The 18,183-nt window shown below is 59.1% G+C and carries 17 protein-coding genes; 1 reads left to right on the top strand and 16 read right to left on the bottom strand.

Annotated features, from left to right (window positions below):
• Positions 1-6 precede the first annotated feature (6 nt).
• The 6 genes from AC4CWF_RS19245 to AC4CWF_RS19270 form a co-directional block, all read right to left on the bottom strand.
• Positions 7-2,088 (bottom strand): ParB/RepB/Spo0J family partition protein, encoded by a 2,082-nt coding sequence (locus tag AC4CWF_RS19245; RefSeq protein WP_491286811.1) that lies wholly within the window; start codon positions 2,086-2,088, stop codon positions 7-9.
• 216 nt (positions 2,089-2,304) lie between these two features.
• Complete coding sequence (locus AC4CWF_RS19250; RefSeq protein ID WP_491286813.1) at positions 2,305-3,408, bottom strand: quaternary amine ABC transporter ATP-binding protein; 1,104 nt, start codon at positions 3,406-3,408, stop codon at positions 2,305-2,307.
• Positions 3,401-4,288: an ABC transporter permease gene (locus AC4CWF_RS19255; RefSeq protein ID WP_491286814.1), complete on the bottom strand. Its 888-nt coding sequence runs from the start codon at positions 4,286-4,288 to the stop codon at positions 3,401-3,403. The genes AC4CWF_RS19250 and AC4CWF_RS19255 overlap by 8 nt, the downstream gene beginning before the upstream one ends.
• A 99-nt stretch (positions 4,289-4,387) precedes the next feature.
• Positions 4,388-5,389 carry an ABC transporter substrate-binding protein gene (locus AC4CWF_RS19260; protein ID WP_491286816.1) on the bottom strand — a complete coding sequence of 334 codons (1,002 nt, stop codon included), beginning with the start codon at positions 5,387-5,389 and terminating at the stop codon, positions 4,388-4,390.
• A 60-nt stretch (positions 5,390-5,449) separates the two neighbouring features.
• A complete protein-coding gene (locus tag AC4CWF_RS19265) occupies positions 5,450-6,259 on the bottom strand; it encodes a pyrroline-5-carboxylate reductase family protein (protein WP_491286818.1) in 810 nt (269 codons plus the stop codon).
• A 5-nt stretch (positions 6,260-6,264) separates the two neighbouring features.
• Positions 6,265-6,894 carry a TetR/AcrR family transcriptional regulator gene (locus tag AC4CWF_RS19270; RefSeq protein WP_491286821.1) on the bottom strand — a complete coding sequence of 210 codons (630 nt, stop codon included), beginning with the start codon at positions 6,892-6,894 and terminating at the stop codon, positions 6,265-6,267.
• A gap of 145 nt (positions 6,895-7,039) precedes the next feature.
• Here AC4CWF_RS19270 and AC4CWF_RS19275 point away from each other — a divergent pair, with 145 nt between their 5' ends.
• On the top strand, positions 7,040-9,076 hold the full coding sequence (locus AC4CWF_RS19275) for an oxidoreductase (protein WP_491286823.1): 2,037 nt from the start codon (positions 7,040-7,042) through the stop codon (positions 9,074-9,076).
• Positions 9,077-9,552: 476 nt separating this feature from the next.
• Here AC4CWF_RS19275 and virB11 read toward each other — a convergent pair whose 3' ends face one another.
• Genes virB11 through AC4CWF_RS19325 form a run of 10 tightly spaced genes read right to left on the bottom strand, consistent with a single transcriptional unit; the run spans position 9,553 to position 18,182 of the window.
• Entirely contained in the window at positions 9,553-10,578 is a 1,026-nt protein-coding gene (virB11, locus tag AC4CWF_RS19280; RefSeq protein WP_491286824.1) for a P-type DNA transfer ATPase VirB11, read from the bottom strand.
• Between the two features lie 8 nt (positions 10,579-10,586).
• On the bottom strand, positions 10,587-11,759 hold the full coding sequence (gene virB10, locus AC4CWF_RS19285; RefSeq protein WP_491286826.1) for a type IV secretion system protein VirB10: 1,173 nt from the start codon (positions 11,757-11,759) through the stop codon (positions 10,587-10,589).
• 8 nt (positions 11,760-11,767) lie between these two features.
• Positions 11,768-12,598, bottom strand: a complete 831-nt coding sequence (gene virB9, locus AC4CWF_RS19290; protein ID WP_491286828.1) for a P-type conjugative transfer protein VirB9 — start codon at positions 12,596-12,598, stop codon at positions 11,768-11,770.
• A gap of 23 nt (positions 12,599-12,621) precedes the next feature.
• On the bottom strand, positions 12,622-13,293 hold the full coding sequence (locus AC4CWF_RS19295) for a VirB8 family type IV secretion system protein (RefSeq protein ID WP_491286830.1): 672 nt from the start codon (positions 13,291-13,293) through the stop codon (positions 12,622-12,624).
• A gap of 1 nt (position 13,294) precedes the next feature.
• A complete protein-coding gene (locus AC4CWF_RS19300; protein ID WP_491286832.1) occupies positions 13,295-13,579 on the bottom strand; it encodes a hypothetical protein in 285 nt (94 codons plus the stop codon).
• Positions 13,580-13,617: 38 nt separating this feature from the next.
• Entirely contained in the window at positions 13,618-14,550 is a 933-nt protein-coding gene (locus tag AC4CWF_RS19305; protein ID WP_491286834.1) for a TrbL/VirB6 family protein, read from the bottom strand.
• 3 nt (positions 14,551-14,553) lie between these two features.
• Entirely contained in the window at positions 14,554-14,787 is a 234-nt protein-coding gene (locus tag AC4CWF_RS19310; RefSeq protein WP_491286835.1) for an EexN family lipoprotein, read from the bottom strand.
• A complete protein-coding gene (virB5, locus tag AC4CWF_RS19315; RefSeq protein ID WP_491287698.1) occupies positions 14,784-15,440 on the bottom strand; it encodes a P-type DNA transfer protein VirB5 in 657 nt (218 codons plus the stop codon). Before virB5 ends, AC4CWF_RS19310 begins: the two co-directional genes overlap by 4 nt.
• A 41-nt stretch (positions 15,441-15,481) precedes the next feature.
• Positions 15,482-17,851, bottom strand: a complete 2,370-nt coding sequence (locus AC4CWF_RS19320) for a VirB4 family type IV secretion/conjugal transfer ATPase (protein ID WP_491286837.1) — start codon at positions 17,849-17,851, stop codon at positions 15,482-15,484.
• Entirely contained in the window at positions 17,838-18,182 is a 345-nt protein-coding gene (locus AC4CWF_RS19325; protein WP_491286839.1) for a VirB3 family type IV secretion system protein, read from the bottom strand. Before AC4CWF_RS19325 ends, AC4CWF_RS19320 begins: the two co-directional genes overlap by 14 nt.
• Position 18,183 lies beyond the last annotated feature (1 nt).

Genomic DNA, 18,183 nt, shown 5'->3' on the forward strand with positions numbered 1-18,183 from the left:
CCTTCCTCACGTTGCGTCAGGAGGGCTGGCGCTCGGCGTCGGTGTTTCGGCCGTATCGTCTTCGGCCGCCTCGTCCCTGGCCGCACCAACGGCATTGTGTTGCGCCCCGAACTCATAGATTGGAAGCCGCAAGACGTCCGGGAGCCATCCGCTGCCTTCCAGAAACCGGGCGGCTACACGCGCCATGTCGGGTTTCTTGAGATGACTGATCAGTTGGGCCGAGTGTTCGCCCTTCGCCTCACGGACTGCTTGCAGCATATGCGCCTTGGTGACGCAGCCAAGATAGTTGTCAACCGTCGGCGTCCAGCCCGCCGCGACCATGCCGAACTCGAGCGAACGGGCAAGCTGGTTGGCGTGAGCGGTTTCCTTCCTCCGCTGGTTCCACGCGTGGACGGTTGTGTTCACCGACAACGAGACGCAATGGGCAAACAACGCCATACGGCTATCCTGGTCGAGCGCGATCAGATAGTCCCAGACTTCGTTCGCATTTGCTGGAAGATCACAGCCCCAAGATTTCTGCCGCTGTTCGATCTCCTTTGCCCAGACCGTATCGCCAAGCCCCTGCGTCTGGCTGAAGACAGTGTGTTGGAGGGTGATCTCCAGGCACGAGTCCGCCGCGTATCGGTAGAAGATTTTCAGGACCGCGACATGCAGGGCGGCGATGAAGGCCATCACCGGATTGTTCGCCAGTGCATTGCGTAGCGCAACGGTGCGGTTGGCCGTGAGATCCTCGATAACGCGATCGGAAAGAGGTCCAATATTGTCGTCGTCTTTCGGCTCTTCGACGCCGACAGGCTTGCCATTGAGCGAGATGCCGCCGTTCGCGGGAGGCACGGCAACGCCAGTCTCATTTTGACCATAATGGTCGCTCTCATCGGTTTCACTGCTTCCCAACTCAGCGTCAGGTTCGTCTTCGGGGCGAACGAAGCCACGTTCGATCTTCGGCTCGCCATTGGCAGCAAGCGAGATGAAGGCACCGCCGCGGGCGACATCTTGAGGATCGAAGACGTAGGGCCGGTCATTGAGCATATCCAGTTCATTGCCGAGTTCCTTAAGCCGGGCCTCTGTTTCCTCGGGGTCGTCGGCTGGCTTAGCGTATTCGGCGTCGAGCCTGTCATATTCCGCCTTCAACGTGTCATGACGTGCAAGCTCTTCCTCGGTGTGCTCGGCCAGCCCACCGTAGAATCGGCGAAGACCTGCGGTGTGACCGTAAGAGAAGTCGAATGCAGCATCGACCCATTTCCAGCCCTCTTCAGCCTTCAGCGCTTCGGCCTCAGTGGTCAGCTTTTCGACAGCGAGCTGCTCGAGTAGCGCCGGATCCTGCAGCCATCCACCATTGTCCTGTTCGAACAGATCGCGCATCACCACACCACCGGCAGCTTCATAGACGTCGATGCCGACATAAACGGCGCGGCGATCGAAGGCGCGCACTGCGTTTTCGGTCAGCATCCGACGGATATAATAGGTATCCTGATTATGCGAGCGCGAGAATGTGTCCCAGACCTGCTCCTGGCGGACGTGATCGTCGCTGATTGAGAATGCCATGACCTGGCCGAGCTTCATTTCGTCATTCGCGTAGAGTTCGAGAAGACGCGGCGAAACTGACGCCAGCCGCATGCGCTGCTTCACCGTTGCGACCGACATGTGGAAGCGAGCGGCGATTTCTTCCTCGTCGATCCCCTGTTCGCGCAGCGTCATGATGGCACGAAACTCGTCCAGCGGGTGCAGGTCGATGCGCTTGACATTCTCGGCAAGCGAATCCTCGACTTCCAGAGTGTCGCTCTTGCTGACGATACAAGGAATGGCCGCCGTCTTGGACAGTTTCTTCTGTTTTACCAGCAGTTCCAGCGCGCGGTATCGGCGGCCGCCCGCCGGAATCCGGTAGATGCCAGTCTCGTTGCCGTCGGCATCGACTTCAACGCGAACGTTGAGACTGGTCAGCAGTCCGCGATGAGCGATATCCTCGGCGAGCTCCTCGATCGAGACGCCTGCCTTGGTCTTGCGCACGTTCTGCTGGCTGAGAACGAGCTTGTCGAAGGGGACGTCGCGCCCAGTGTTGAGCGTTATTTTCTGAATGGCCTGTGCCATGTCGTTTCTCCATGACGGGCTGGCCGGAGCCTTTCTCCGACAGCCTCAACCCGCCACGAACGCCCCTTCCCCCCTCTTCCTCCCCTCTCAACCGCCGCCCTCACTGGGATGCACAATAGGGAAATGAACCGGTCAATATCAGCAATAACAAGGGATCGTCATGCGCATCGGCATCGGGACCTCTCCCCGATTTACATTTACGGCGAAGGCCGCAGGTCAGTCCGCTCCCTTCGAAGGGCCAAGCGTATCAATCACGACCGTCCCATCAACCGGTGTTTGTTCGGGGTCGCGCGAGTTGACCATGGCGCCGGCCAGTTGCCGGAAGCTCACAGAGCCAACCGGTTTGCCAGCCTGATCAACAACGGTCACGTCGCCATCGGGTGCGGATGCCAGTGCGCGGATCGCCTCCTCGATCGTGATATTGGTTGGGATCGTGAGGCCTTCATCCGCTGATGCCCGCCAGGGCGACATGATCGCCTCGACTTGCACGACCCGTCCCCTGTTGACCTCGCGAACGAAGCTTGCGACATAGTCATCGGCCGGTCTCAATACGATGTCCTGGCTTGTTCCCTGCTGGATCACCTCGCCGTCGCGCAGGATCGCGATCTTATCGCCCAGCCGCAATGCCTCGTCGAGGTCGTGCGTGATAAACACGATGGTCTTCTTGATCTCGTGCTGGATGTCGAGAAGCACCGACTGCATGTCGGTGCGAATCAGCGGATCGAGCGCGGAATAGGCCTCGTCCATCAGCAGCACCGGAGCATCGTTCGACAAGGCACGCGCCAGGCCAACACGTTGCTGCATCCCGCCCGACAGCTGGTTCGGATACTTGGCCTCGAACCCCTTTAGCCCGACGCGCTCCAGCCAACGCATGGCGACGTCTCTGGCCTTCATGCGATCGACGCCCTGGACCTCGAGGCCGAACATGGTGTTGTCCAGCACGCTACGATGCGGCAACAGGGCGAACTTTTGAAACACCATTGCCGTCTGGTGGCGCCGGAAGTCTCGCAGCTCGCTGCGGTCCATTTTGACAACATCGACGCCGCCGACCAGCACTTCACCTGCTGTAGGGTCGATCAGGCGGTTGATATGGCGGATCAGCGTCGACTTGCCAGAACCGGACAGGCCCATGATAACCTGGATGCTGCCCGACCTGATTTCGATATTGATGTCGCGTAATCCGAGGACATGACCGTGCGCCACGTTCAGCTCGGTCTTCGTCATGCCGTTGCGCACCGCATCGACATAGTTGGCGGGATTGGCGCCGAAGATCTTGTAGAGATTGCGCACGACGATGCCCCCGGTTGCCTGCTCAACCATGGACGATCTCCCGATGCTTTTGCAGCCGTTTGCCATAGGCCTGACTGATCCGGTCGAAGATGATGGCGATGCCGACGATCGCTAGGCCATTGAACACGCCAAGCGTGAAATACTGGTTGGCGATAGCCTTCAGGACTGGCTGGCCCAACCCCTGGACGCCGATCATCGAGGCGACGACCACCATTGCCAGTGCCATCATGATCGTCTGGTTGATCCCTGCCATGATGGTCGGTAGCGCCAGCGGAAGTTGCACCTTGAACAGTTTTTGCGTATCGGATGCGCCGAATGCGTCGGCTGCTTCCAGGACATCCTTGTCGACGAGGCGGATGCCGAGGTCAGTCAGCCGAATCATTGGCGGTATCGCATAGATGACCACGGCGATGAGACCCGGGACGCGGCCGATGCCCAGCAGCATCACCACAGGAATGAGATAGACGAAGCTCGGCATCGTCTGCATCACGTCGAGAACGGGGTTGATGACCCGCTGAACTCTGTTCGAGCGGGCCATGAGAATACCAATCGGAAGACCGATCGCAATCGACAGGACGGTACATACGAAGATCATCGCAACGGTGCGCATCGTGTCCAGCCACATGTCGAAATAACCGATGAGCAAGAGCGTGATCAGACAGCTCAGCACGATCTTGACGTTGCGGCTGGCGAACCAGGCAATGACGAGAATGATCGCCGTAATGATCGGCCAGGGGGTCTGCGTCATGAACCGGTCGGCCGTTAGGAGAAAAGTCTGCAGCGGCGAAAACAGCAATTCGATCGTGTCGCCATAGGCGCGGGTAAAGCCGCGAAATCCCTCGTCGATCGCTTTCTTCAAATTGCGAAGCGCTTCGTCATCCATATGTGGAAATTGATAAAACCATTCCATTCGGTTCCCCTTCTGTGAAAGAGCCGTGCAAGGTCTTTTTATTTTTCTGAACGGCAGGCGGAGAGGCGGTGCGACGCGCGCACCGCCACCGGCGTCACCCTAGAGCGCTGCCTCGATCTTCTTGGCGGCGTCCGGGGATACCCACTTGGCCCAGATGGCCTTGTTCTCCTTGAGGAAATGCTTGGCGCCGTCCTCACCGCTGGCCTGGTTGTCGGTCATCCAGGCCATCAGCTTGCCGATGGTTTCGTTGCTCCAGGAGCGCTTGTCGAGATAGGACATCACGTCCGGTCCCGCCTTTTCGGAGAACGGCTTGGCAACCAGCGTCACGATCGTGTCCACCGGCCAGGCGTTCGGCTTCGGGTCGGCACAGTCGGCCACGGTGTTGCACCGCTTCCACTCGGCGGCATTGTTGGCGACGCCTGCTTCCAGCTTTACCATCGGATATTTGCCAAGCAGCGCGGTGGGCGCCCAGTAATAGGTGGCAAAGCTCTTCTTGCGCTCGTAGGCCTTGGCGATCGCGCCGTCCAGGCCGGCGGCCGAGCCGGTATCGATCAGGGTGAAGCCGGCTTTCTCGCCACCATAAGCTTTGAACAGCTGGGTCGTGACGACGGTCCCGCCCCATCCCTGCGGACCGTTCAGGATGGCGCCCTTGGAGGCATCTTCCTCACTGGGGAAAAGCTCGGGATGCTTCAGAAGGTCTGGAATGGTCTTGATGTCCGGATGCGCATCGGCCACGTATTTGGGGATCCACCAGCCCTGGTTGCCGCCGTCCGGCAGCGGCGATCCGACCTTGACGATCCGGCCTTCCTGCGCGCCCTTGGCAACGACATCCGGAAGCAGGTCGATCCAGGCCTCCGGTGCAATATCCGGCTGGCCCTTCTCCGCCATCGAGGTGATCGTCGGGACGGTATCACCAACGGTGATCTCAGCCTGGCAACCATACCCCGCGTTCAGGATGAACTTGTCGAGGTTGGAGATCACTTCTGCACTCTGCCAGTTCATGCTCGCGATCGTCACGCTGCCGCAGCCGGCAGCGCCTGCCGACGATGCGCCGGCGAACAATCCGACCAGCATGCAACCCGAAGCCAACAGTCTGTTCATTGTATCGTTCCCTTGTTTTTAGCGGCTGGAGGTGGAACCGGGGCGCCGCGGATGACCGGATCACAGTTGCCTGGAAGCCTCTCCCAAACTGACTGATTTCTTCAATGCGGCCTCAAGACCGAAGGCAATCGCCGCGTCGAAGCCTGCTGCCCGCATCGCCTCGATCGCCGCTGCGGTGGTGCCGCGGTAATCGACGAAAGCCCGAACCGTCTCGGCCGCAGGTTCGCCGCGCTTTTCAAGCAGGCGCCCGGCACCGATCAGCAGTGCGGCGACCGAACGCTCGGCAATCGCAGCCGGGATGCCGCGCGATACGGCATCCTTTGCCATTGCGTCGGCCAGAAGCGCTGGAAACGCCGGACCGGCACCTGAAAAGCCCGTGAAATAGTCGATGTCGCTTTCGCTGTTCACCTCGTCCTCGACGCCGCAGGACGAGAGCAGCGACCGGACGAACGCACGGTCGTCATCATCGACCGCGTCCGCCGCGATCCAGGGCGTGTAGGACCGAAAAACTTCGACCGCCGCGTTCGGCAGGCAGCGGACGATGCGCTGCGTCCCGTGGCGATCACGCAAGGCCGGCATCGCAACCCCCGCCATGACCGAGATCAGCAGCTTGCCGTTTGCATCGACGGCGAGCCCTTGCCAGTCGGCGGGGCGGACGCAGAGAAGAATGACCTCCGAGCGGTCGGCAAGCGCCTGATTGTCCCGGGTCCAGAGCGCGCCGTCGAACCGGTCTGGGCGAGCAGTGCGGTAGGAAAGCGTGAGATCCTGGGGGCCGACGATGCCGGCGTCGAGGATCGCGCCGGCAAGAGCGCCGCCCAACCAGCCCGCCCCGCCGATCACGCCGATTCTCAATCCCTTGCCAGCCTCCACCCGTCCTACTCCTCTTGGTAGCCGTGGCGTGAATAGAAGCGGTCAAGTTCCCGCTGTTGCGGAACCTGACCCGTATAGATTGCGATGTATTCAGGAATTCGCTTCATGCGCTGGGCGAGATCCTCGGTTGATTGCATGGAGATGTAGCCGATCTGCACCAGGTACGTCGTTCTGGCGCGGACATCGGCAGGTGCGTCTGCGAAGCCGAAGCGCACGAACATGCGGGTCAGCGCCTCTATCCTTGCCGTATCCGCACGCTTCACCTCGCGCTGGATGTCCGGAGACTGCAGCGCCCAGCTGCGGACGGCGAATTCGAGCTGTGAATCGAACAGATCCTTGTTCAGCCAGCAGTCGAACACGTTGAGCATCGCCTCTGCCAGCGATTCCGCGTAACTCTCGGACTGCTTTTCCAGATTGCCGGTGTTCTTGTCCCTCCATCGGGAGATAAGCGCATCGAGAAGTTCTTCCCTGTCCTTGAAGAACCAGTAGAAACTGGTCCTGGACAGGCCAAGTTTCTTGGCGAGCGGCAGGATCTTCACCGAGTCGACACCGGATTCCAGCAGAAATTCATAGGCAGCCTGAAGCCAGCCCTCCTGAGATCCCCGCCAGCCGCTGTCATTCGCCGCCTGTTCCATAAAAAAATCCTAACAAATCCATAACTGCATTTCAATCGGAATGTACATGTATGTATATTGCACGTACTCAGGTGTTTTCATATTTGACACTGCTGTCCATTTCAATCTAGCCTCCGTTGCAAACCCGTGAACCGGAGCCCGTCGCATGTCGAACGATCCCCTCCTGCAGCCATACAGGCTGAAGCACCTGACGCTTCGTAACCGCATCATGGTGACGTCGCACGAGCCCGCCTATCCGGAAGATGGCATGCCGAAGGAGCGTTACCGAGCCTATACGGTCGAGCGGGCGAAAGGCGGGGTAGCGCTGACCATGACGGCCGGGTCTGCAGCTGTATCCAAGGACAGCCCGCCGGTCTTCAACAACCTGCTCGCCTACAAGGACGAGATCGTACCGTACATCCGCGAGATGACCGATGCCGTGCATGAGGAAGGCGCGGCGATCATGATCCAGCTGACCCATCTCGGCCGGCGTACACGCTGGGACAAGGGAGACTGGCTGCCGGTCGTCGCCCCGTCTCATCATCGCGAAGCATCCCACCGCTCGTTTCCGAAGAAGATCGAGGACTGGGACATTGCGCGCATCATCAAGGATTTTGCCGATGCCGCCGAACGCATGAAGGCGGGCGGCATGGATGGCGTCGAACTGGAGGCCTATGGCCATCTGATCGACCAGTTCGTCTCGCCGGTGACAAACGAGCTTGATGGCCCATACGGCGGCTCGCTTGATAACCGCATGCGTTTTTGTCTCGAGGTCTTCAAGGCGATGCGCGAGCGGGTGGGAGAGGATTTTATCCTGGGCGTTCGCTATACCGCCGACGAATGTCTTCCCGGGGGCACCGGTGCTGCCGAGGGCATCGAGATTTCGCGCCGCCTGCGCGACAGCGGCCTGATCGATTATCTGAACGTTATCCGAGGCCATATCGATACGGATGCGGGCCTCACCGACGTCATTCCGATCCAGGGCATGGCGAACTCCCCGCATCTGGATTTTGCCGGCGAAATCCGTGCCGCGACCAATTTTCCGACGTTCCATGCGGCCAAGGTTCCGGATGTAGCGACCGCGCGTCATGCGATCGCTAGCGGCAAGGTCGACATGATCGGCATGACGCGCGCCCACATGACAGATCCGCATATCGTTGCAAAGATCATCGCAAAACGCGAGAATGACATCCGGCCGTGCGTCGGCGCCAATTACTGCCTAGACCGCATCTATCAGGGCGGCATGGCCTTCTGCATCCACAATGCCGCGACCGGCCGCGAACAGACGATGCCGCATACGATCCCGAAAGCGGAAATTATAAGGAAGGTGGCGATCGTCGGAGCTGGACCGGCCGGTCTTGAAGCCGCACGCGTGGCGGCCGAGCGGGGGCACGCCGTGACGGTCTTCGAGGCCGCCAACCATCCCGGTGGACAGATCCGCCTCACCGCGCAGAGCGAGCGGCGGCGAGAGATGATCAGCATCATCGACTGGCGCATGAGCCAATGCGAAAAGCTCGGCGTCACCTTTCATTTCAATACCTGGGCGGATGCCGACACGATCCGGGCCGAAGCGCCGGATGTTGTCATCATCGCCTCGGGCGGCCTGCCGCATACGGAGGTTTTATCGAAAGGCAACGACCTTGTGGTGTCGTCCTGGGATATTATATCCGGCGACGTGAAGCCCGGCACCAACGTGCTTGTCTTCGATGATGCCGGGGACCATGCCGGTTTGCAGGCGGCGGAACTCATCGCAAAAGCAGGCGCCAAGGTCGAGATCATGACGCCAGATCGCGCCTTCGCACCCGAAGTTATGGCGATGAACCTCGTTCCTTACATGCGCTCGCTGCAGAAGCTCGACGTCACCTTCACGGTCACCTACCGACTGGAGCGGGCCGAGAGGAGCGGCAACCAGATTATCGCCCATGTCGGCAGCGATTATGGAGGCGTCGCGCGGCAGCGCACGGTCGACCAGATCGTCGTCAACCATGGCACGATCCCACTCGACGAACTGTATTTCGAGCTCAAACCCGGTTCGATGAACCTCGGCGAAGTTTCCTACGATCAATTGCTATCCGGCGCGCCGCAAGTGCTCGAGCGAAACCCTTCGGGCTCCTATCAGCTGTTCAGGATTGGTGACGCTGTTGCTGCTCGAAACACACATGCGGCGATCTACGACGCGCTGCGCCTCGCCAAGGATCTCTGACATAGTTCGACGATAGGTGCCTGATGCACTCCCGCGTCAGCGATAGATAGCGAGGTCGCTAAGCGGGGATTTGTCGAAAGTTTCAGGCTTAAGTGTTCTGACTCCGTCACTTTGGTAAATCACGCGACAGTGTGAAGATCGACTACGTCAATCGCGGTTTTTGCAAGGTGTGCAGCCTACGCGGGCACTGCACCAGGAGCTTCCGTCGCGTGTCGCGTCCCGAGAACGAGGCGATGCTTGAGCGCATGGCGGCGCAACTTGTTGCCCGGCCCGGCATAGTCGACCAGCGAAGCGAAAGCTTCCAGTATGCGTTCGGCATGCGCCGATCCTTCGCGGAGGGCTTGAGCCCAACAGGACATCAGCGACGAGCGGGTTAAGCGCCCGTCACCGGATCCTCGGGATCCCGGCGCCGGGCGCGAATTGCCGCGGCAGGAAATAATGCTTGGTTCAACGTTCGTGACTTTCTTGTCAGCGCCTCAACTTAATCGAAAATCTTCGCTGTCAGACTCGATTGCGTCACGAAAATAGATTTCGGTCACCCGAAACCGTCCGTCTACGCGCTTGCATTGCACGATCACGTCGATGGCAACCGTTAGCATCTCACGAACGTCATGGCGCTCGAGATCGCCCCCTCCCTCCGATTCCTTCACCAGCAATGTCAGTTGCTCGAATGCCAGGCGCGGGGAATCGGCGTGAACTGTCGTAATTGAACCAGGATGTCCGGAGTTCACATTGCGAATGTAGTAGAAGGCTGTCCCGTCGCGAAGCTCCTGAAGCAGGATCCGGTCGGGCCGCATGCGCAGGCAGGATTCGAGGAGGTCCTTGGCGCCTATCCTGGCCACTCCCTGACCACCTTTGGAGTAGAAAAGCCGGACATGATTGGGCTGCGGGAGCACCAGCTCAGGCGTATCCTCGATAGATATGACCCTCTCGCTGTGCGGAATGTGGCGGATCAGCGCCTTGGATAAAGTTGTTTTTCCCGATCCGGTCGCACCCGAGATGATGATGTTTTTCCGCGCCAGCACCGCCTCCTTGAGGAATTGCTTGTAAGCGCCGGTTCGGTAGAATTCCAACAGCGTCAGATCGGACCTGCCGCCGGCCGATTTGGCGTGCACGACATCTCCAAACAATCCGCCATGATCGAGATCATCAAGGCTTAGCGAGACCGAGGAAGGCTTGCGGATGGTGATGCTGACGGTGCCCTTTGTTGTCGCCGGCGGGATGACAATCTGGATGCGTTCGTCATCGGGCAAGGTTGCCGATAGGATCGGTCGGGTTTCATCGATCGACTGGCTCGAAAAACTCGCGACCGCGCGAGCAAGGCGCATAAGCCTATGGTAGGATAGGTCCGGCATATCGTGGGTCTGCCACCCATCCGCTCCCTCTGTTACGACTTGTCCCGGCCGGTTGACGATAACCTCATAGAGCGACTTGTCCCGAAGGAACCGCGACAGCGGCAGAAGCAATTCTCGTACGACGCCGGCATCTGGGGCTTCGGTCATCGCGACGCCTATTTTGCCACACGCTTCGAATCCCGGGTAAAATCGCCCAGCACGGCACGATCGTAGATCCGGTTGCGAGGCTCGGTTACACGAAGACGGTAGACGCTCGAAAAGTCTAGATCCCGCGCGACGAAGATGGATGCAAGCTCGCCCTGGTGCTTGACCAAAGTTGGCTGGATATTGATCGATTGTTCGACGGCAATTGCCGCCGCCTGCTGGCCGGCACTGGTCGTTTTTTTCGCCTCCACATCGCTGTCCTGAAGGCTGCTGCTGACGTAGGAGGTCGCATCGCCGACGATTGATAGGAGAATTGCGCTACCAAAGCGCTCCCACCAGTGCGTATCGACCTGACCGTCAACGCCCGCCCGGCCCAATGCATCGGTCACCGGCGACGCAAGGGTGATAATCACGCCCTTCGGCGTCTTTGCACGGTTCCAAAGGACGAACAGCCGTTTTTGCCCACGGCGAATCCCGCCTCGGTATTCGCCGACGACCTGTGTTCCTTTTTCCATCAAAACTACACGGCCATTATCCGACAGCACATCACGGTTGATCACGCAGCTGGTAAACCCCGGCTGGTCGGAGGAGAGTGCCGTTTCGAGGGTGCAGGGGATCGATGTCCCCATGGCGATGATGAAATTTCGGTTGCCAAGCATGCCGGCGCGCGAACCCTGCAATTGCGTCGGTGTCAGCAATCGGGTGAAACGCTGCTCGTCATTTTCGTCCTGAGACTGGAAGGCGCTGGCATTTGCGCCAAGGGGGACAAAATTGGTTACCTCATCCGACATTTCATTGTGGTTTTCCCGGCGCGACGAGGGCGATTTTCCCCCAGTGTAGGCGATCACCGGAGCCCGTCTTGCGGCGTCGAGCAACTTGTCATCCTCGCTCGGCGCTTGCTCTGTCAGAACGGGGCTCGGAAGCTGCGCCTCTGCCGGCTTCGTGACCGGCTGGACCGGCTCCTTGGCCGGCTCGAAATCCGTCGTCTGGCGGATGATGACCCGTTCCGGCGCGGTCTCTGAGGGCTTATCCTGTCCTTGCATCGACCACAGGGCAAATGCCACGAAGACAACAATCGCCAGGGCAACTGCGCCGCGCTTGAGGACTGGATTGGTGTCGAGCCGGCGGGCGGGTGACGTTTCGGCGCGCTCGCCTGGAATGTGTGTAACCTGTTCCTCGGACATGACGCCCCCTATCGCGCTGTTTCAAACGGCACTTTGACGACGCGCTCGACCGACGGTGACGTCGTGCTGGTCTCAGGATTTATGCCGATCCGATCGAAGGCTTCGTTGAAGACGCAAAGCACGTCACCACCCCTGCGCAAAATGAACTTGGCGCTGAGCGCATGAACGAGCACGAGGTTACCATCGACCGATTTTGGAACCAGACTTTCGCTACCATCTGAGTTTTCTATGTAGATGGCAGGCATTGCCTGGTTTCCGACGAAGGCAAATGTCGTGACTTTGCCGTTGTCGTAAACCGACTGTGGCTGGAGCGCTTGCGCGCCTTGCGCGGAATACCGCCAATTGCGCGGTCCATAAGCCTCGTGGAGTGTGAGGATCTGGTCGGCTTGCCCGGCCTGCGCCGCTTGCTCCCGGGCAGCGGCATCCAATTTGCGCCGCTGTGCTTCATCGGCGGGATAGCGGTATTTCACATAGAAATAGGTGTTCTGGCCGACTGCGACGCTGCCATCGCGGACAGTGAGTTCCATCTGATAGCTGCGGGTCGAGCCGTCCCGCCGGGCCGTCACGACGGAGATGTTGGTCACTGGCTGGTTTTCGCGAGGCTTCAGGAACAGGATGTTGCCAGCTGGCGCCACTTCCCAGGCCACGCTATTGCCGAGAGCGACGTGTGCGATCTCCTCGTCGGCGGCAAACTCGATCTGCACAGACGATCTGAGCGTGCCCACGATTTTGGTGACATTGTACGGCTGATAGTCGATAAAGCGGATGCGGCCGTCCTGGGATGCGCTGCGCGGCGTTTCGAGAGCAAGGGCCGTTGAGGCGATAGCGCAGGCGACCACGACAGGAATGAAAAAGGTTAGTCTCAATTGATTGCCTCCGGATCGGCCCGATAATCACTGACGACGAAGCCCAAAGGATTGACCAGGCGGTCAGTCGAGGACATTGGCGCGTTGGCGTAGGAAAAGGTAAGGGTCGCGACCCAATGCGAAGTGCGCACGTCGTCGCCGCGCGTAACGGTCCGTATATATCTGACCGATGCCACACTCGGGTTGATCAGCGCGATAGAGATGATGTTGATCCGCGATGTCGCGCTACGGCCGTAAGTATTTTGCGGCGAACCGGGATTGCTGCCGCGATAGGCTGCCGCGAAACGCGTTTGCTCCGGCTGCGTCGACAGAAGCGCCACTGTACGGAAATTCTCTTCGGCTTCGCTCCAGACGTACCCTTCGCGCGCACGCACATATTTGGAGGCGAAGTATTTCGTGACGGCTTCGTCATAGGTGCCGGCGGTCGAGGTCAAGGCGGAAACGACATCAACAATCCCCGTCGAATTATCGACCCGCACGACGAACGGTTCCACAGTTTTCAGGGGGGTGAGCGCTGCGATTGCAAATACCGAAACGACAGCGATAATGCTGGCTGAGATAGCGACAAACCAGGCGATCCGAGCAGAACGCTCCACCTGGATCAATCGGTCCTGATCGAACCGGCGGGCCTTTTCGAAATGGCTCTTCAGACTATCGGCGGTTATCATGTCATTTGCCCTTGCAAGAGCGATAGGAATTCTCGACGTCGAACTGCGCAAAGGCGGCAGGCGCAACCGCGGCTGGCTCCTCCCCAAAAGCCGCGGCATAACTCGTAGGCTCGGCAGGAACCACCTCGGACATTTCCAGGCTCGATTTGTCGTTGGTCTCCCACTGCCACATGGACCGGTTGAGCGGTCGACGCGAATAGCCGTCGCATTTCGGCAAGGGATGGGACATCGAGCTGCAGCCTGCGAGGATCAAGTTCAGCACGAGCATCAAAACGAACCGCATCATCTTAAATAACCTGTCCAGTGCGATGGGGTTTGGGGCTGTCATTCCGCCCGGTTCGGGGTCAGCCGGCGGCCAGCGGTACGTGTTGCTCGCCCGACCGCTCTGGCAGTGTGCGATGCAGCCCAGGCAAGCGTGCTTTCATGCGCATCCCGAGCCGCACCATAGCCATAGGTCAGGGATGCTCCGCCTGCAGCAAGAGCCGAGGCGATAGCGGGCAACTGGTAAAAGACATAGAGAGCGGCAATGCAGATGGAGCAGAGTGCAACCGGACGCATGAGAACGTCGCTATAGACCGCGATCGCCGTGAATGTCGTATCGATGCAGGTGATCAGTAGCGAGCCGATTGCAACGACCAGAACCTGCAGGATCACAAAATTGACCAACTGCCCGATCCAGGCTTCGGTGAAGCGCCGTGTCGTCTGAAACATGGCCAGCGCAATGAAGATTGGACCGATCGCCAGAATGATGGCGAGTGCCAGACGCGCATAAAGGGAGACAATGTAACCGATCGCAGCAACAAGAAAGCTCGCGCCAATAACCAACATGCCACCAAGGCCAGTGACGATATCGACCGGCCATGATGCTCGGGACCATATCTCGTGGGCGCATTTCTGGGCCTTATCCAAGAGGCTATCGAAGGTGGAGGCGCTGGGCGCCGTGCCTGAATTCAGCGCCTGCGAGATTTCGTGCGGCAATGTCTCGAAAAAGATGTTGGTAACGTAGGTCTGGTAGTCGCTGGCGTTGCGCACCAGCGTGACTATAATGGCAAGCTTTATCGCTCTGAAGGCGAATTCGATAATCGGTTCTTGTACCGACCCGCGAAGCACAAGGTAACCGTAGAGCACGATATAGAGCGTCAGGGCCGCCGTCAGCGGACCGCTGATCCAGTTTGCAATGTTCGACGTCCCGGAAGAGATAAAATTCTCCAGCGGGGCCTGGAACTGCCCGTCGAGAAAGCTGAAGACCTGGTACATCTCTCAGCCTCCAAGCGCCTTGCGCATTCGCTCAAGGCGGCTCTTGCCGTCGGCGGCCTCCGCGTTGAGGCAATTTGGGGTGTTCCGGAGTTCACCAGGATTATCGCGGCATTCGCTGATGATCTTCGTGAGCCGCGCATCGTCATTGATCAACTCGTCGACCGTGTAGACTTTTTCATCTTGCTGGGAGCAGGCTGATACGAAAAGAAGCACCGCCACAGGAATGAACCGTTTCATTTGAGCGCCGCTCCCATTGTGTCCATCCGCTTTCGCCAATCCTCAGCCTTGCGCTGGGCATCGACCTGGAGCTGCGCCTGCTGAACCATCTGCAGACCCTGCATACGAAGAACGTCGGTTTGCAGAAATGCGGATTCGGCCTGCAGCCTTGCCTGCAGATCGGCAATGTCCTTGGCGTCGGCCGCGTTCGATATCTGCTGGCGAAGCTGATCGATACCGTCGATACGCCTGGTGGCGGCATCATAAAGCTGCTGACCGAGGCTCATTTGCCCTGCGTTCTGGTTTTGAGCGCGCGTGAGCTCTTGCGCGTAGAAATCATTGGCATCCGTGCGATAGGTCGAATTACCCTCGAGGTATTTCGAGGCAGCATTGCCAAAGACGCCGGTCCCGGATCCCTTGAACAGGCCTTCAATGGCATCAAAGTCATGTGGCAGCGCCTTGCGGATGGAAGGATCATTCAGCACACCGGCAATGTCGGCCATGTTGGTGATCTTGTTCAACGATCCATACAGCTGCTGGGCCTGCCGAAGCTGCTGGTTCAATGCATCGAGCTGCGACTTCAGCTGCGCGATGCTCTCGATCTGTTTGGCTATGGCCGTCTGGTCAACGACGGGAATGCCCTGTGCGGACGCAAAATCGGCCGACATCAGCATGGTGGCAATCGCCGCAGAGATGCCTATCCTGCGTGAGCGGATCATGATGTCCTCCTTCTTTCCTGGAACACGGTAAGCCAGTCCTCTTTCGTCGGGCCTAGCTCGGCCTGGATGACGTCTGCGAGTCCCACGCTCGCTGTACGGCCAGACAGGATAGCGAGTTCGTCGTCGAAACCGTTGAGGTTGAGCTCGGCAACGACGCTGTTGTGCCCTTGCTTGACGATGAAGCGACGGCTTTCGACGGACAACTCACGCGAGATCAATTCGAATTCTCGCTCGGTCAGCTTGAAGCCGTCGACATAATCGGCTCGATCTCCCCGAGGGTTGGGTAGAAAGATCTGTGTTGGGCACTGTTCGATGATCGTGTGAGCGATCGGCGAGGCGATGGCATCGCGTGGACTCTGGGTCGCAAACAGCATCAGACCATTCTGCTTGCGGATCGTCTTGAGCTTGTTCTGGGCGAGGTCCCGGAAGCCTTCGTCCTGCAGGGCCTTCCAGAATTCGTCGATAACGATGATGATGCGGCGTCCATCGATCAACTGCTCGATACGGAAGAACAGGTATGCCATTAAAGGTGTCCGGATCTCCTCATTGTCCAGGAAGTCGGTCATGTCGTAGCCGATAAACTTGGCACCTATCCCGATGTCATCCCCTTCGTTGTCGAAGACCCAACCGAGCGGCCCTCCCCTCTCCCACCGTCTGAGCCTGGAGGCGATGCCCTCGATACTGGAATTGTCGAGGAAGGTGCGTAAAGCGCCGATCGACCGGCGTTCGACCGGCAAGTCGCCCAAGCCATCGACGGCCGAGGCAATATCGCGCAGTTCTGTGACGGTCAGTTCTCGGGTTGTCGATCCGACCAGCTTGCCGATCCAACGCGTGAGAAAGACCTTGTTGCTGTCCCTGGTGAGGTCGACTGCCTTTAATGGCGCGCAGCCGGTGGCGGCACCATTTCTGAGCGGAAGATAAGCCCCGCCAGCAGCACGCACGAAGAGATCGGCGCCCCTGTCCTTGTCGAAAAGCACCATATGCGGGTCATGCTTCTCGAGCTGCGAGAGCATGAAGTTCAAGAGCACCGTCTTGCCCGCCCCTGACGGCCCACAGACGAAGGTATTTCCAAGATCGCCATGATGAAAATTGAAGTAGAAGGGTGAGCCGGAAGCCGTTTTGAGGATGGCGACCGCCGGCCCCCATTCGTTGCCATCCTTCTGGCCGGTCGGATAGGAATGAAAGGGCGAGAGCGCTGCAAAATTACGGGAGGTGATCGCACCGGATCGTGTCCGGTGGCGAAAATTGCCCGGCAGTTGGGCCCACCACGCCGGTTCGAGGCCGAGGTCTTCGCGTGCGACAACCGCCCCGCCGCTGGTCAGATGCGCGCGCGCCTTTGCCATGTGATCGGTCAAGGCCTCGACCGAAGGCGCAAAGACGGCAAGAGACAGATGGTGTTCCCCCAGGACGAAGCGGTTCGATTCCAGATCGTCCATCGCATCGCCGAGCTCATCAATTTGCGATGCAGCCTTGTCGCCCACGCTGACCATCTGGTTTTGTTTGCGGCCCATGATCGTGCGGGCATCAGCTTTAGAAGTGAAAGCAAATGACTGCGACAGGATCAGCTCGAAGGGCGCCGTCAAGATACCGTCCAGCATGCCGCTGCGCGTCGTTGCCGGATATTCCTTGAAACCGAACATGCCGGCAAAACGACTGTCGGCCTCATGGCGGATCTCGACGGTCTCGCGGCCGAATATCACCCGGTCCGAATAAATGGCGGAAGAAATTCTCCCCTCGGTGAGAGGGATGGGCTCACGTCTTCCGCCAACGATCTGGTGCAGAACTTCGCTTTGCTCGCAGAACAGAATGCCCTCGTGCTCATAAAGAGACAATTGCCGCGGTTCGAAGCGCTTCAGGCCGGCCGTAATGTCGGCAACCTTTCCGCGCAGCAGCTTGACGCCATTTTCATCAAGCTCCGTCGCCGACTTGCGAGCCTTGCGCAGGCGAGAAAGAATGTTGGCCGCTTTCTCAACAGGGTCCCGACTGGGATGCCAGACCAGGGTCACATAGAGATCGTTTCGGAAGAGATCCTCGCGCACCATCCGCTCCCGGTATTTGGCATCGAGACTTCCGGAAAAGCGATTGGAGAAATGTCCTTCCGGGTAGGCGTTGTCGCGACGGCGAACGACATGTGTCCACAGGGACAACCGCTCGTCGGCTATATTGCGATAAAGCGTGTTGAGGCTACGGTGGAGTGCGTTGAGCTCCAGGACATCGGCCGTTTCGAAGGAAACACCCTCAAGCGCGATCATTGTCATCAGAGCCCTGGACTCAAGCGCGACAATCATCTCGTCGAGGTGGCGGATGTAAGGAATGAACGTTTCCGGCCCCAGCTCACGGGACCGCAATGAGTCAAGGCTCGGCAATGCTCAAATCCCTTTCATCGTAGTAGCGGCTGAGTTTTAACGGCGACAGCGTCGAGCCGCCCCAATAGGAGGTGTTGCGTGAGCGACCTCGGGTCTCGATCCAGGAAAACAGGATGCGGAACATATTGTGATCGTGCTTGACGAGCGCCCGAAACACGAGATGGAACACAAGGCCGATCAGCGCGTAAACGATCGAACCCGCGGTAATGTAGAGGATGGTCGTCAGCATGATATTGACGCCCATTGCCTCCATGGTCACGCCGGCGATCATCGCCGGACGCGTGCAGGCCAGGAACAGCGTGTCTTCTTCAAGTGCTGGAGCGTTCGTCATG

This window comes from Neorhizobium sp. PAMB6630 (assembly GCF_058242775.1).

Bases quoted from the DNA above. Each gene is read 5' to 3' on its own strand.
- AC4CWF_RS19245 (WP_491286811.1), bottom strand. From the start codon at position 2,088: ATGGCACAGGCCATTCAGAAAATAACGCTCAACACTGGGCGCGACGTC.
- AC4CWF_RS19250 (WP_491286813.1), bottom strand. From the start codon at position 3,408: ATGGTTGAGCAGGCAACCGGGGGCATCGTCGTGCGCAATCTCTACAAG.
- AC4CWF_RS19255 (WP_491286814.1), bottom strand. From the start codon at position 4,288: ATGGAATGGTTTTATCAATTTCCACATATGGATGACGAAGCGCTTCGC.
- AC4CWF_RS19260 (WP_491286816.1), bottom strand. From the start codon at position 5,389: ATGAACAGACTGTTGGCTTCGGGTTGCATGCTGGTCGGATTGTTCGCC.
- AC4CWF_RS19270 (WP_491286821.1), bottom strand. From the start codon at position 6,894: ATGGAACAGGCGGCGAATGACAGCGGCTGGCGGGGATCTCAGGAGGGC.
- AC4CWF_RS19275 (WP_491286823.1), top strand. From the start codon at position 7,040: ATGTCGAACGATCCCCTCCTGCAGCCATACAGGCTGAAGCACCTGACG.
- virB11 (WP_491286824.1), bottom strand. From the start codon at position 10,578: ATGACCGAAGCCCCAGATGCCGGCGTCGTACGAGAATTGCTTCTGCCG.
- virB10 (WP_491286826.1), bottom strand. From the start codon at position 11,759: ATGTCCGAGGAACAGGTTACACACATTCCAGGCGAGCGCGCCGAAACG.
- AC4CWF_RS19295 (WP_491286830.1), bottom strand. From the start codon at position 13,293: ATGATAACCGCCGATAGTCTGAAGAGCCATTTCGAAAAGGCCCGCCGG.
- AC4CWF_RS19300 (WP_491286832.1), bottom strand. From the start codon at position 13,579: ATGATGCGGTTCGTTTTGATGCTCGTGCTGAACTTGATCCTCGCAGGC.
- AC4CWF_RS19305 (WP_491286834.1), bottom strand. From the start codon at position 14,550: ATGTACCAGGTCTTCAGCTTTCTCGACGGGCAGTTCCAGGCCCCGCTG.
- AC4CWF_RS19310 (WP_491286835.1), bottom strand. From the start codon at position 14,787: ATGAAACGGTTCATTCCTGTGGCGGTGCTTCTTTTCGTATCAGCCTGC.
- virB5 (WP_491287698.1), bottom strand. From the start codon at position 15,440: ATGCTGATGTCGGCCGATTTTGCGTCCGCACAGGGCATTCCCGTCGTT.
- AC4CWF_RS19325 (WP_491286839.1), bottom strand. From the start codon at position 18,182: ATGACGAACGCTCCAGCACTTGAAGAAGACACGCTGTTCCTGGCCTGC.